The organism is Arsenophonus endosymbiont of Apis mellifera (assembly GCF_903968575.1).
Taxonomy (GTDB): Bacteria; Pseudomonadota; Gammaproteobacteria; order Enterobacterales; family Enterobacteriaceae; genus Arsenophonus; species Arsenophonus apicola.
In genome coordinates this window covers 141409-155432 of record NZ_CAJCFU010000052.1, presented here as the reverse complement: position 1 = coordinate 155432, position 14024 = coordinate 141409, and the positions used below count along the sequence as shown (strand labels likewise).

The 14024-nt window shown below is 39.8% G+C and carries 13 protein-coding genes and 1 pseudogene; 12 read left to right on the top strand and 2 right to left on the bottom strand.

The window, feature by feature from the left end; translation table 11 throughout:
• Nucleotides 1-30: 30 nt before the first annotated feature.
• Nucleotides 31-1422 (bottom strand): cysteine--tRNA ligase, encoded by a 1392-nt coding sequence (gene cysS, locus H1X92_RS08265; protein ID WP_180559695.1) that lies wholly within the window; start codon nt 1420-1422, stop codon nt 31-33.
• Between the two features lie 271 nt (nt 1423-1693).
• Between cysS and ppiB the strand changes: the two genes are divergently transcribed.
• The 9 genes and pseudogenes from ppiB (at nt 1694) to H1X92_RS08220 (ending at nt 9272) form a co-directional block, all read left to right on the top strand.
• Entirely contained in the window at nt 1694-2188 is a 495-nt protein-coding gene (ppiB, locus tag H1X92_RS08260; RefSeq protein WP_180559694.1) for a peptidylprolyl isomerase B, read from the top strand.
• A 7-nt stretch (nt 2189-2195) separates the two neighbouring features.
• Nucleotides 2196-2921, top strand: coding sequence for a UDP-2,3-diacylglucosamine diphosphatase (lpxH, locus tag H1X92_RS08255; protein WP_180559693.1), 726 nt, complete (start codon nt 2196-2198; stop codon nt 2919-2921).
• A 126-nt stretch (nt 2922-3047) separates the two neighbouring features.
• Complete coding sequence (gene purE, locus H1X92_RS08250) at nt 3048-3578, top strand: 5-(carboxyamino)imidazole ribonucleotide mutase (RefSeq protein ID WP_180559692.1); 531 nt, start codon at nt 3048-3050, stop codon at nt 3576-3578.
• A complete protein-coding gene (gene purK / locus H1X92_RS08245; RefSeq protein WP_180559691.1) occupies nt 3575-4669 on the top strand; it encodes a 5-(carboxyamino)imidazole ribonucleotide synthase in 1095 nt (364 codons plus the stop codon). Before purE ends, purK begins: the two co-directional genes overlap by 4 nt.
• A gap of 79 nt (nt 4670-4748) precedes the next feature.
• Nucleotides 4749-6008 carry an MFS transporter gene (locus H1X92_RS08240; protein ID WP_180559690.1) on the top strand — a complete coding sequence of 420 codons (1260 nt, stop codon included), beginning with the start codon at nt 4749-4751 and terminating at the stop codon, nt 6006-6008.
• A gap of 98 nt (nt 6009-6106) precedes the next feature.
• Nucleotides 6107-6873: pseudogene (locus tag H1X92_RS08235) on the top strand (SDR family oxidoreductase).
• Nucleotides 6874-6953: 80 nt separating this feature from the next.
• Entirely contained in the window at nt 6954-7811 is an 858-nt protein-coding gene (locus tag H1X92_RS08230) for a co-chaperone YbbN (protein ID WP_180559689.1), read from the top strand.
• Between the two features lie 20 nt (nt 7812-7831).
• Nucleotides 7832-8773 carry an SPFH domain-containing protein gene (locus H1X92_RS08225; RefSeq protein WP_180559688.1) on the top strand — a complete coding sequence of 314 codons (942 nt, stop codon included), beginning with the start codon at nt 7832-7834 and terminating at the stop codon, nt 8771-8773.
• A 16-nt stretch (nt 8774-8789) separates the two neighbouring features.
• Entirely contained in the window at nt 8790-9272 is a 483-nt protein-coding gene (locus H1X92_RS08220; protein ID WP_180559687.1) for an NfeD family protein, read from the top strand.
• Here H1X92_RS08220 and cueR read toward each other — a convergent pair.
• Nucleotides 9238-9636 (bottom strand): Cu(I)-responsive transcriptional regulator, encoded by a 399-nt coding sequence (gene cueR / locus H1X92_RS08215; protein WP_180559721.1) that lies wholly within the window; start codon nt 9634-9636, stop codon nt 9238-9240. The two genes, H1X92_RS08220 and cueR, sit on opposite strands and share 35 nt — an antisense overlap.
• A 130-nt stretch (nt 9637-9766) precedes the next feature.
• Here cueR and copA point away from each other — a divergent pair, with 130 nt between their 5' ends.
• From copA to ybaK, 3 genes are all read left to right on the top strand, one after another.
• Nucleotides 9767-12487 (top strand): copper-exporting P-type ATPase CopA, encoded by a 2721-nt coding sequence (gene copA / locus H1X92_RS08210; protein ID WP_180559686.1) that lies wholly within the window; start codon nt 9767-9769, stop codon nt 12485-12487.
• Between the two features lie 145 nt (nt 12488-12632).
• Entirely contained in the window at nt 12633-13448 is an 816-nt protein-coding gene (locus H1X92_RS08205) for a TraB/GumN family protein (RefSeq protein WP_180559685.1), read from the top strand.
• 95 nt (nt 13449-13543) lie between these two features.
• A complete protein-coding gene (gene ybaK, locus H1X92_RS08200; RefSeq protein WP_180559684.1) occupies nt 13544-14017 on the top strand; it encodes a Cys-tRNA(Pro)/Cys-tRNA(Cys) deacylase YbaK in 474 nt (157 codons plus the stop codon).
• The last annotated feature ends 7 nt before the right edge of the window (nt 14018-14024 follow it).

Here is a 14024-nt window from a genome sequence, read left to right as displayed (position 1 = left end):
TCTATTGAATAATAAATACAAATGCGCTAGTTACTTACGACGCCATACAGTTCCTTGCGCGCTATCTTCTAATATAATGCCCATTCTCGTCAGTTCATCGCGCGCTGAATCAGCTTGTGCCCAGAGTTTGTTTTTGCGAGCATCATTACGTTGCTTAATTAATGCCTCAATTTTTTCTATTTCAGCACTGTGAGAAACTTGTGCGCGACTTTGTAAGAATTGTTCAGGATTTTGCGTTAACAACCCTAATATATTTGCTAATTGACGTAATTGTACGGCTAATCCATTCGCCATTACCATATCATCGACTTTCAATCGGTTAATTTCTCTTGCCAAATCAAATAGCACAGAATAGGCCTCTGGCGTATTAAAATCATCGTTCATGGCTGCCATAAAACGCTGCTTAAATATTTCATTATCAGCAGATTTTGTATTATTAGAATCGGTATCGCGTAAAGCGGTATAAAGACGCTCAAGTGATGTGCGAGCTTGCTTTAAATTTTCTTCGGTATAATTTAATTGACTACGATAGTGTCCTGATAATAAGAAATAACGCACCGTTTCGGCATCATAATGCGCCAATACATCACGGATGGTAAAGAAATTATTCAATGATTTTGACATTTTCTCCCGATCAACCATAACCATTCCAGTATGCATCCAATAGTTTACATATGGCCCATCATGAGCACAGGTTGATTGCGCTATTTCATTTTCATGATGAGGAAACATCAAATCTGCCCCTCCGCCATGAATATCAAAATGTTCACCCAGTTGTTTACCATTCATGGCAGAGCATTCAATATGCCAACCTGGTCGCCCATCACCCCAGGGAGAAGACCAACTTGGCTCATTGGGTTTGGACATTTTCCATAATACAAAATCCAATGGGTTACGCTTGGCATCAGCGACTTCAACACGCGCTCCTGCTTGTAATTGCTCAAGATCTTGGCGGGATAACAGGCCGTAATCTGGATCGCTATTAATAGCGAACATGACATCACCGTTATCAGCAATATAAGCATGGCCGCGTTTAAGTAGTCGCTCGGTCAAAGCAATAATTTCTTTAATATGGTGCGTTGCACTTGGTTCAAAATCGGGCCGCAAAATATTTAAGGCATCAAAATCTTTATACATTTCAACCAACATGCGTGATGTTAAAGCGTCACATGTCTCATTATTTTCTGCGGCCCGTTTGATAATCTTATCATCCACATCAGTGATATTACGTACATAGGTCAAATCATAACCTAGATAACGTAAATAACGGCTAATCACATCAAAAGCAACAAAGGTTCTGCCATGGCCGATATGACATAAATCATAAATAGTAACACCACACACATACATACCAATTTTGCCTGGCGTAATCGGTCTAAACTCTTCTTTTTGACGACTTAGTGTATTATAAATTTTCAACATTGGGACTTTTTCCATCATCAGCGCTACATGCAGTAAATGGTTTACTTTGATTACAAGGCGATACAAGATGCCATTGCTACCAATAAACACGGCTATTGGCGCCCTATATTCTGAGTTAAGCAACTATGGGGCGCAAGGAAATTATTCAATATTCCACAAATACTGACGTAATCAGCCTAATATGGTATAAAATAGTTGATCTACTTTAAATTGTGATTACTTTACTTTTTGATTTTTACATTATATATAACAATTTATCAGGATAGTGATTATGGTAACTTTTCACACTATTTTTGGCGATATTGTCATTAAAACTTTTGATGAAAAATCGCCAATAACGGTAAAAAATTTTTTAGACTATTGTCGTGATGGATTTTACGATAATACGATTTTTCATCGCGTTATTAATGGATTTATGATCCAAGGTGGCGGTTTTGAACCTGGAATGCAGCAAAAAACGACTAAGGATCCTATTAAAAATGAAGCGAATAACGAATTAAAAAATAAACGTGGCACGCTCGCGATGGCCAGAACCAATGATCCGCATTCAGCAACAGCACAATTCTTTATTAATGTTGTCGACAACGACTTTCTAAATTTCCGTTCAGAACAACATGATGGTTGGGGTTACTGTGTCTTTGGCGAGGTAGTTGACGGAATGGATATTGTTAATAAAATTAAAGAAGTAAAAACAGGTCGTAGTGGCTTACATCAAGATGTACCCATTGAAGATGTTATTATTGAACGCGTAACAGTTAACGAATAATTAAACTATGGCAATCTTATTTATTGCTGACTTGCATTTAAGTGAAAAAGAACCGGCTATTACTGCCGGTTTTCTGCATTTCTTACGCGAACAAGCGAGTCAAGCTAAAGCTTTATATATTTTAGGTGATTTTTTTGATTATTGGATTGGTGATGATGATCCCAGTCTACTACACGAAGCAATAGCGCACGAACTCAAGGAATTGCAAAGTAAAGGCGTCCCTTGCTACTTTATTCATGGTAATCGTGATTTTTTACTGGGGAAAAAGTTCGCCAAAGAAAGTGGCATGACCTTACTACCAGCAGAGAAAGTGTTAACGCTACATGGCCATAATATCCTCATTTTACACGGTGATACACTTTGTACTGATGATATTTCCTATCAGCGTTATAGAAAACGAGTACATAATCGCTGGTTGCAACGGCTATTTCTAGCGCTTCCCTTATCTACCCGCCACCGTATCGCTGAAAGAATGCGTAAGAATAGCCAATCTGCCACTCGACTTAAGCCAGAATATATTACAGATGTCAATGAACAAGCGGTAATTGAAAAATTTCGTAAATATCAAGTCGATTGGATGATCCACGGTCATACGCATCGACCTGCGATCCATGAAATTAATGTTAATGGTAAAATATTACACCGAGCAGTGTTGGGTGCCTGGGATCAAAATGGCTCGGTAATCAAAATAACGCCTAAAACCATCGAGTTGCTTCATTTCCCTTTTTATTAACATTTCCCATCTCAGCTTAATCCTGCGATGAAAAAACTAGGCAAACGTTTTCCTTATTTATTAGCCATGATATGATCTCACTTAATTTGCCATCAATAAATGACTTAAAGCAGGAGCAACAAATTAATGAGCGCTCAATTTGATGCACAAAAATCGTCACATTCTAATCCCAAAATTGCCATCGTAATGGGTTCCAAAAGCGACTGGAGCACGATGAAATATGCTGCCGATATACTCTGTGAACTCACACTACCTCATCACGTAGAAATTGTTTCTGCTCATCGCACACCTGATAAACTCTTCACATTCGCTGCAGAAGCAAAAGAAAAAGGATTTCAGGTTATCATTGCTGGTGCTGGCGGGGCCGCACATTTACCCGGTATGTTAGCAGCCAAAACGTTGGTTCCTGTTTTTGGCGTCCCGGTGGTAACAGCGACGCTAAATGGTATTGATAGCCTTTATTCCATTGTGCAAATGCCAAAGGGAATTCCGGTGGCTACTTTTGCAATAGGTAAAGCGGGGGCAGCGAATGCGGCATTATTGGCAGCTCAATTCCTAGCTGGCACAGATAGCGAGCTTTATGAGCGTTTATCAATCTGGCGTTTAAAACAAACTAATGATGTCTTAAGCCATCCCGATCCACGGGAGGGGGAATGAAACCGATTTGCGTCCTTGGTAATGGCCAGTTAGGCCGCATGTTGCGTCAAGCGGGAGAGCCGTTAGGTATTAGCGTCTTTCCTATCGGTATCGATGATAAATTAGAGACTATTCCTTATCAAGACAGCATCATAACAGCCGAAATTGAACGCTGGCCAGAAACGCCGCTTACATGTGAATTAGCTCGCCAGCCTAGCTTTATTAATCGCGATATCTTCCCGCAACTGGCCGATCGATTGCCACAAAAAAAACTATTAGATTCTTTATCGTTAACGACAGCTCCCTGGCAGCTTCTTAGCAATCAAACACAATGGCCACAATTATTTGCTAAGCTAGGCGATTTTGTTATTGTTAAATGTCGTACTGGTGGTTATGACGGCCGTGGGCAATGGCGTATCACACCTGACAATCTATCACTACTGCCCGCTGAAATTTATGGCCAGGCGATTGTTGAAAAAGCTATTCCCTTTTCAGGCGAAGTTTCACTTGTTGCTGCACGTAATATACATGGCCAATGTGTCTTTTACCCGCTAACATACAATCTGCATCAAGAGGGCATGCTACGAGCCAGTATTGCTTTGCCTCAGCCCGATAAAAAATTGCAAACTGAAGCAGAATTGATGCTGTCGACCATTATGACAAGATTAAATTATGTGGGTGTGATGGCAATGGAATGTTTTATTTTAAATGATAAACTACTCATTAACGAATTAGCGCCACGAGTTCATAATAGTGGTCATTGGACGCAAAATGGCGCGTCTATTAGTCAATTTGAACTCCACCTGCGAGCCATTTCAAATCTGCCAATACCTACTCCTAACATAGAAACTACGTCAGTTATGATTAATTTGATAGGTACAGTATTAAATCCTGCATGGTTGTCATTACCTTTAGTTCATCTACATTGGTATGAAAAAGATGTTCGTCCTGGGCGTAAAGTAGGTCATCTAAATTTGTGTAGTAATAACTGGCAAGCGATAAATAACTCACTAAATACAATACAACCCTTACTTCCTAATGAATATAAGGATAGTATTGCATGGCTAAACACAAAATTAATGCATTTTCCACGACATAATAAGTGTAAATAAAACAACTAGCATATTGAATAAACCAGTATATTGTTAAGCTTACTGTTTTCATGCGATAGTTGTCTGCTTTGGAGTCATAATGCCTGCACAACAACAAATGTTTGGTCCTGTTTATCCATGGTATATGTTACTTTTATTGGGATTAATTTATTTCTTATCAACAGCAACCACTTTTACTTCACTTGGCGTCGTGCTACCTAGCATTATCAATGAATTCAATTGGAACTGGGCAGAAGCAGGACTGGGATTCACGATTTTAGGATTAACCTGTGGTTTATCAAGCTATCTGCCAACCTTAATGATCCGTGGGCTCGGGCTTAGAATGACACTATTATTTGGCCTTGCTATTTTTACCCTTGGCTTTTATTACCTCTATTCTATAACCAGTTTATTTGATTATTTTTCCGGTACTGCTCTGTTAGGTATTGGCTTTACATTTTTAGCAACGGTACCCGGTACTTATGTTATTTCTCGATTGTTTGAAAAGCAATCGCTCGCTTTTGGCTTCTACTTTACCATTGGTGGTTTAGGCGGTGTGGTCGGCCCTTGGATCTATTTTCTGGCAACACGTGTCTGGGGTTCATGGCGCATCCACTGGGTTATTTCAGCGCTTTGTTTGGCCATTATTGTCTTTATCACACTATTAACTTTACGCGAAGGCCAGCGTGAAATTTCACATGCCAAAGCGATCGCTAACAAGTTGACACAACACTCATCAGAAACAATCTACAAAACCAAAGAAATATGGTCTACCAGTGGAGCCCTACGCACCTGGCAATTTTATATCATAGCCGCTAGCTATACCGCCTTCCTTTGGTGTGGTATTACCGTTAATAGCTTTGCCGTTGCCCACATCATAGAACAAGGTTTTAGCGAAACAATTGCCGCAGGCTCTTTAAGTGTAATGGCTTTTATCAATGCTTTCTCGCGCCTGGCTGGCGGCGCAGTTGGTGAGCAGCTAGAACCAAAAAAATTATTAATAATCAGCCTAATAATTATTATCTGTGGGCTTATTGCCCTCAGTATGGCGACAACTTGGCTATGGCTAATTTTATTTACTCTGGGTATTGGGATCGGTTATGGCATGACCTTTCTAGCCTCAAGTGTTTTACTCGCTAATTATTTTGGCCGAGGCCCATACCTAGAACTTTTTTCTGTTATGAATTTACTCTCTACTTGCGCCTGTTTTGCCCCCTTTTTCGGCGGAATAATAAAGGATTATACAGCCAGTTTTACCCCTACATTTTTAATTATTGCGCTTCCTGTTTTCATCATTTTATTGTTAACACTATTAATGAAACCGCCAGTACAACGAGTCGCTCAAAATTACAAATTGTAATTAAAAACATTCTTATTTTACTTATTTAGCGCTTTATCTGTTGGCATTAAGAATCAATACTAATAGCTAGCATAATAATTTTATTGGGATCGAGAACCATGAAAAGAGTGATTTTTATTACTGGAACTTCAAGTGGTATTGGATTATGCGCGGCCAAAATTTTGCTAAGCAAAGGCATCGAATATTAGCGGGTTGTCGGAAAGAAGCGGATTTAATCGCTATGAAAACACTAGGCTTTGAACCAATCAAAATCGATATGGATAATGTAGAAAGTGTAAAACATGCCGCTCAACAAGTTATCGAATTAACTAATGGCCGATTATATGCCTTATTTAACAATGCCGGTTATGGGGTCTATGGCTCACTTAATACCATTAGTCGACAACAACTTGAACAGCAGTTTTCTACTAATTTTTTTAGTATCCATCAGCTTACCACTTTATTGTTACCAGCGATGCTTGCTCATGGTGAAGGACGTATTATTCAGACTAGTTCGGTATTAGGGATTGTCTCTTCTCCTGGTCGTGGTGCCTATGCAGCAAGTAAACATGCTTTAGAGGCTTGGTCAGATGCACTTCGGCTTGAATTAAAAGGGTCAGGAGTACAAGTTTGTATTATCGAACCTGGGCCAATTGAGACGCGTTTTACTGATAACGTCGAGCAAACCAACAAAGATAGTCCAGTAAAAAACCCGACTATTGCTGCAAAGCTAGCATTAAGGCCAGAACACGTTGTCAAACGACTACTCCATGCATTAGAGAGCCCTAAACCAAAAATTCGCTATCCAGTGACACTATTAACTTACGCTATTGCCTTTATGAAACGTCTTTTACCTGATCGATTGATGGATAAATTTTTAACGTAACAAATCCCTTTTCCCCCTTGAAATAACCAATTTTGATCTTATTTTATAGGGTTCACAGAACACAATTTAAGAGAACCATCATGCTTGCAACTGCTTATGCCATCGACGTAAATGAATCTAATCTACAACAAGTCATCGAACAATCAATGATGCAACCGGTTGTTTTCTATTTTTGGTCACCACAAAGTCCGCATTGCCAAGCACTTGGTGCCACACTGGATAAATTAGCGGCTGAGTACGCAGGCCAATTCACCCTGGCCAAGGTCAACTGTGATACAGAGCAAATGGTTGCCGCTCAATTCGGATTAAGAGCAATTCCAACCGTTTATTTATTACAACAAGGCCAACCGATTGATGGTTTTCAAGGACCTCAATCTGAAGAATTTATCCGCGATATGTTAACGCATGTCCTGCCGACGCCAGAAGAATTAAAAACTGCTCAAGCAATTGAGTTAATGGCCGCTGGAAAAACCGCGGAAGCTTTGCCATTGTTAAAAGAAGCCCATCAACTAGCACCTAATAATAGTGATATTAGCCTAACCTATGCAGAAGCATTGATTAGCCTCAACCAATTAGATGAAAGCCAGAAAATTTTGAACACCGTTGCTATTCAAGATCAAGATAGCCGTTATCAAGGTTTATTAGCGCAAATTGAACTACAAAAAAAAGCAGCAGATACACCGGAAATTCAGCAATTACAAGAGACATTCGCTCAACAACCTGAAAACACGGAATTAGCTATACAGTTAACACTTAAACTACATGAAGTTAATAGAAATGAAGAAGCATTAGAAATTTTGCTAACATTTCTTAAGAAAGATTTATCGGCAGGAAATGTTTCGGTGAAAAAAACGATGATGGATATTTTATCTGCCTTAGGGCCTAGTGATCCTTTAACAAATCGCTACCGTCATCAGATTTACTCACTACTTTATTAACATCAAGCAGGAAAAACGCGATGGACTTATTTTCTTTTGGTGCCATACCTATCATTATTTTTGTCGCTATTGTCATTGTCTTAACTTGTGTCAAAACCGTACCACAAGGTTTTCAATGGACGGTTGAACGTTTTGGCCGCTATACCCGTACTCTACTACCGGGATTACATTTCATTGTCCCATTTATGGATAAAATTGGACGAAAAATCAATATGATGGAACGTGTTTTCGACATTCCATCGCAAGAAGTCATTTCTAAAGATAATGCCAATGTCACGATTGATGCCGTCTGTTTTATTCAAGTCGTTGATCCTGTTCGTGCCGCATACGAAGTAAATAACCTTGAATTATCAGTGATTAATCTCACCATGACCAATATTCGTACGGTATTAGGTGCCATGGAACTCGATGAAATTTTGTCTCAACGGGATGTCATCAATAGTCGTTTATTACATATTGTTGATGAAGCAACTAATACCTGGGGACTAAAAATTACTCGGATAGAAATCCGTGATGTTCGGCCGCCGAAAGAATTAATTAATGCCATGAATGCCCAAATGAAAGCCGAAAGAACCAAGCGCGCCGATATTCTTGAAGCCGAAGGGGTACGCCAGGCAGCGATACTCAAGGCAGAAGGTGAAAAACAGTCACAAATTTTAAAAGCTGAAGGTGAACGTCAATCAGCATTTCTACATGCTGAAGCACGAGAGCGCGCCGCAGAAGCCGAAGCCAAAGCAACCCAAATGGTCTCTAACGCCATTGCCAATGGTGACATGCAGGCAATAAACTATTTTATCGCACAAAAATATACCGAAGCATTAACCAATATTGGTAAAGCGGAAAATAGCAAAGTGATTATGATGCCACTTGAAGCAAGTAATTTAATGGGCGCTATTGGCGGCATTAGTGAACTATTTCAAGAAAACAAAAAACGCTATAGCCAAAAAAGTAATCAAACATAAATAGAGGTGTTAAACGATGCCTGAGCAAATAATTGCGCAACCGGCCTGGTTTTGGCTCTGCTTAGGTGGATTACTGCTGGTTGCTGAACTACTCGGTGCCGGCGGTTATCTACTCTGGTCTGGCGTTGCCGCTGTTATCACGGCGTTTATAACCTGGCTTATACCTGAGATGAGTTGGGATTGGCAAGGTCTATTATTTGCCATTATGATCATTCTTTCTGTATTGGGTTGGCGCAAATGGCTTAGCATACGTAACAAATCATTGCCCGATGAACCTAACCAAAAGCAACATCAATTAATTGGCACAAAAGCACGTTTAATCTCAGATACTAATAATGGCTATAGCAGAATACGGCTGGCTGATGGTAGTTGGCGTGTTTATTGTTCTGAGCAATTATCAGCTAATAGTGAAGTCGAAGTGATCGCTGTCGATGGTATTACACTAAAAGTCAAACCAGTTTGGTCTAATCAACATGATGACCAACTAGATGATCAATAATCGGGCATTTTGCATTGTTGTCCCCTGGACACGATGCAACCAATGTAAGTAAGCTATCTCGCATGACATTAAGAGCGGTAATGTTTTTTTCAATTTCACTAATTTTATTTAACGTCGCCGCTTTTATATCCGCACTATGGCGACGTGGGTTACGGAAAAGTTCAAGTAATTGCCGACACTCTTTTAACGTAAATCCAACCTCCCTAGCCTGCTTTAATAAGGTTAATTCATCCAAATGAGGTGGTTGATAATGACGATAGCCATTTTCACTTCTCATAGGTGGAGTAATTAATGACTTTTCTTCATAAAAGCGAATTGTTTTGGCACTTAATCCCGTTTTCTCTGCGACTTGAGTAATATTCATCATTTCACCTTGACCTTACCCTTACTAGAAGGTTTAACCTTTATAATATTCCAGGTTATTTCAGCCATAATGTTAGGAAGTAATTAGCATTATACCAATTAATTTATTGTATGCATTAGGAGAGTCAATTATGCCTAATATTACCATTCTAGCGCTACAAGGACTGACTTGCTCCCATTGTATTAACAAGCTAACAACAGCGCTGAAAGCACGGCCAGACATACAACAAGTTGCCGTTACACTTAATTATGCCAAAATCACCGGTTCTGCCTCCGTACAAGACATTATCAAAACCATTGAACAAGCCGGTTACCAAGGCAAAGTAGCGACACAGCCTGACATCAAACTACAACTTACAGGGCTTAATTGCCGCAATTGTGTCAATAAAACACAAAAAATACTGGAAAATATCAGCGGTGTTAGCGCCGCAATAGTGACTACTCAAACAGCCCAAATTTTTGGTACCGCCGATCCAGCAACGCTAATGGCTGCAATTAAGGCGATTGGCTACCAAGCGACATTGGAAACCAAAATCGCCCCTTCAATTCACCAACAATCAGCCATATCTTCGCCTGAGATAGCCCAAACCGCTAGTAAGCAAACTGCAGCGAATCAGCTTGAGAAACCGAATATTGATAGTGATACGATACAATTACTCATTAATGGTATGAGTTGCGCCAGTTGCGTTAACAAAGTACAAAAAGCGTTACTTAGTACGCCAGGTGTACAAAATGCTCAGGTTAATTTAGCCGAACGCAGTGCCTTGATCACTGGACAAGCTCAACATCAGGCATTAATTCAAGCGGTACAAAAAGCCGGTTACGATGCCGAAGTCATTGATAATGAAATGGAACATCGAGAAAAACAACAACAGTTCACTAAGGACTCTATACGCAAATTTCGTTGGCAAGCAGCTTTAGCGCTACTAGTTGGTATTGCCTTGATGATTTGGGGCATGATTGGCAACAATATGATGTTAAATGAAAAAAATCAGTATAGCTGGCTGCTTATTGGTCTGCTAACTCTGATTATTATGATTTTAACTGGTGGTCATTTTTATTACAACGCCTGGAGAAGTCTAATCAATGGCAGTGCCACAATGGATACTCTCGTTGCCCTGGGAACAAGCACCGCCTGGCTATATTCAATTAGCGTTAATTTGTGGCCAGATAAATTTCCTATCCCAGCCCGTCATCTTTACTATGAAGCTAGTCTAATGATTATTGGCTTAATTAATCTTGGACATGCATTAGAACAAGGGGCACGTCAACGTTCATCAAACGCCTTAAGGCGATTACTTGATCTCACACCACCCACTGCTCTGGTTATTAGTGAAAAGGGTGAAAATAGAGTGCCACTGTCTCAAGTTGAACAAGGTATGCTATTACGTCTGACTAGCGGTGATCGTATTCCTGTTGACGGTGAGTTGACTTATGGTGAAATTTGGCTAGATGAATCAATGTTAACTGGCGAAGCTGTTGCACAATATAAGACCGTAGGTGAAAAAGTACATGCAGGAACGGTGGTACAAGATGGTACCGCATTATTATGCGTCTCGGCAGTCGGTCAACATACGACCTTAGCGCGTATCATTAAATTAGTGCGCCAAGCTCAAAGCAGCAAGCCAGCAATAGGACAATTGGCCGATAAAATTGCCGCTATTTTCGTCCCTGGCGTGATCATAATAGCCTTAACTGCCGGGGCTATCTGGTATTTCTTTGGTCCATCACCACAAATCAGTTATGCATTAATTGTTACCACCAGTGTACTCATAATCGCTTGCCCTTGTGCGCTGGGTCTGGCAACACCAATGTCAATTATTGCTGGCGTCGCACGTGCCGCGGAATACGGTGCTTTGATACGCGATGCTGAAGCTTTACAACAAGCTAGCAACCTAGATACCCTGGTTTTCGATAAAACCGGAACCTTGACGATGGGCAAACCTGAAGTTATAGAAATTCATACTTTTAATCAATTTGAGCAATCCCAAGTACTAACCATTGCAGGCGCACTGGAAAAAGGTGCTAATCATCCATTAGCCAATGCGATTTTAGCGCAGAGCGTCGGGTTATCGCTACCAGAGGTAAATCAGTTCCGGACTTTAGCCGGCGCCGGAGTAAAAGGAGAAATCGACAATAAAACGATTTTGTTAGGTACTCAAGCCCTGATGTCACAATATTCGATTAACAGCCAACAAGTCGAGCAATTAATTGCTAAACAGGCTAACAAAGGGATCACGCCCGTCTTACTGGCGGTTGATAATCAATTAGCGGCCCTATTTTCTATTCGCGATCCACTAAGAGAAACTGCCATTAATGCGCTACAGCGATTACATAAGCAAAAATATCAATTGATTATGTTGACCGGTGATAATCCAATTACTGCCAGTGCGATTGCCAAAGAATTGGGAATCGACCAGGTGATTGCCGGTGTCTTACCTGATGAAAAAGCTGCTGTCATCGCTCAACTGCAAAAAATTGGTCATAAAGTTGCCATGATTGGGGATGGCATAAATGACGCCCCTGCTTTAGCCCAGGCTAATGTTGGTATTGCCATGGGAAGTGGTAGCGATATTGCAATTGAAACAGCCGCTATTACTTTAATCAATCATAACTTACATAGTGTTGCTGATACTGTGCAAATTGCCCAAGGAACGCTGCGTAATATGAAACAAAATCTGGTTGGTGCCTTTATTTATAACGCGCTAGGCATACCAATCGCAGCAGGTCTGTTTTATCCATTTACTGGAACCTTACTTAATCCGGTTATTGCCAGTGTTGCTATGGCCTTGTCATCAATTACTGTCGTTAGTAATGCAAATCGTTTATTACGTTTTAAACCTAAGCAATAAATTATCATTGGCGGATAACAAAATGGTGACTAAAAATCAGTTACCTTTTTTTACCAAACCATAGAAAGTCTTGTACTCGATGATTAAAAACAGCTAACCTATTAAACTGGCAATGAGGAATTTTTGCGTTAAGGGGAAGTGAAGAATGGTAGCGCCTATATTATCTAGGCTAAAAAAATATTTGATTGCCAATAAGACTAAACATTATCCATATCCTGCTTATGATATTAGCTTGGCTGGAAATATTCACCTGCATCTCATTGGCAGTATTCATATGGCCAGCAAAAATATGTTTCCGCTACCTCAAATTCTTATAAACAAACTCAATCAGTGCGACGCTTTAATTGTTGAAGCTGATATTACCGACACAGTGCCTCCCTTGACTAACAATCCCGTCATCCCTTATCCACCGGTCAAACAGCGACTTTCACCCACACTTTACCTGAAATTTAAATATTATTGCCAAGAAATTAAACTATACGTTGAGCAATTAGATAGGCTTGCTGCCTGGCAAATTGCTTTGATCTTACAAGCCAATCAAGCACAAAATTTAGGATTACTTCCTCAATACGGGATAGATTATCAACTACTGCTAGCTGCCAGGCAACAGCAAAAACCGATCATTGAACTAGAAGGCGCCACCTCTCAAATCGAGCTACTCATGAATTTACCTAACAATGGGCAGTCTTTATTGGAAGATACTTTGACTTATTGGCACTCCAACGCCCGTTCTTTACAAATAATGTTAAGTTGGTGGATGAACTTTAAACCTGAGGTTGATTTAAAATTACCAAGAACTTTTCGTGATGATGTTTATCAGTTATTGATGCAAGAACGTAATTTATTATGGTGTCAAAAGTTAAAAAAATTGTCAGCGGGTCATTATGTCGTGGCCGTTGGCGCCTTACATTTATACGGCGACAATAATCTTGCTAGCTTATTTAAACAGCAAATCGACTAATTCAATCCCATTTTTATTTAAACAATATTGCCAAGCAAAATAATAAAGTGTCTATTGAACTGTTCACTATAACATTATATAAAATAAGGTTTTGTATGACTCCCGCTATTAATTTATTAGAAAAAAACAAAATCAAATATGTGCTACATAGCTATAAGCATGATGCACATATATATCACTTTGGCCAAGAGGCAGTAGAAAAATTGGGGCTTGATGCCAGACAAGTATTTAAAACGTTGCTGGTGGTGTTAAATGGAGATAGCAAACATCTGGTGGTTGCTATCACACCAGTATCAGGACAACTTAATTTGAAACAGGTTGCCAGCACATTTAACGCAAAAAAAGCAGAAATGGCCGATCCGCAAATCGCCCAAAAAACAACGGGCTATTTATTAGGCGGAATAAGCCCATTAGGGCAAAAAAAATGTCTACCAACAATTATTGATGAACAAGCCAAGCAATTTGCAACTATCTATATTTCAGGCGGAAAAAGAGGGCTAGATATAGAACTTGATCCTAACGACTTGGCTAATTTATTAAATGCAATATTTGCCAATATAAAAAAGTGATAAATAA

Excerpts from the sequence above, each read along its gene's own strand:
- H1X92_RS08230 (WP_180559689.1), top strand. The coding sequence starts at position 6,954 with ATGCTTGCAACTGCTTATGCCATCGACGTAAATGAATCTAATCTACAA.
- copA (WP_180559686.1), top strand. The coding sequence starts at position 9,767 with ATGCCTAATATTACCATTCTAGCGCTACAAGGACTGACTTGCTCCCAT.
- cueR (WP_180559721.1), bottom strand. The coding sequence starts at position 9,636 with ATGAATATTACTCAAGTCGCAGAGAAAACGGGATTAAGTGCCAAAACA.
- purE (WP_180559692.1), top strand. The coding sequence starts at position 3,048 with ATGAGCGCTCAATTTGATGCACAAAAATCGTCACATTCTAATCCCAAA.
- H1X92_RS08225 (WP_180559688.1), top strand. The coding sequence starts at position 7,832 with ATGGACTTATTTTCTTTTGGTGCCATACCTATCATTATTTTTGTCGCT.
- cysS (WP_180559695.1), bottom strand. The coding sequence starts at position 1,422 with ATGTTGAAAATTTATAATACACTAAGTCGTCAAAAAGAAGAGTTTAGA.
- H1X92_RS08220 (WP_180559687.1), top strand. The coding sequence starts at position 8,790 with ATGCCTGAGCAAATAATTGCGCAACCGGCCTGGTTTTGGCTCTGCTTA.
- ppiB (WP_180559694.1), top strand. The coding sequence starts at position 1,694 with ATGGTAACTTTTCACACTATTTTTGGCGATATTGTCATTAAAACTTTT.
- purK (WP_180559691.1), top strand. The coding sequence starts at position 3,575 with ATGAAACCGATTTGCGTCCTTGGTAATGGCCAGTTAGGCCGCATGTTG.
- H1X92_RS08240 (WP_180559690.1), top strand. The coding sequence starts at position 4,749 with ATGCCTGCACAACAACAAATGTTTGGTCCTGTTTATCCATGGTATATG.
- H1X92_RS08205 (WP_180559685.1), top strand. The coding sequence starts at position 12,633 with ATGGTAGCGCCTATATTATCTAGGCTAAAAAAATATTTGATTGCCAAT.
- ybaK (WP_180559684.1), top strand. The coding sequence starts at position 13,544 with ATGACTCCCGCTATTAATTTATTAGAAAAAAACAAAATCAAATATGTG.
- lpxH (WP_180559693.1), top strand. The coding sequence starts at position 2,196 with ATGGCAATCTTATTTATTGCTGACTTGCATTTAAGTGAAAAAGAACCG.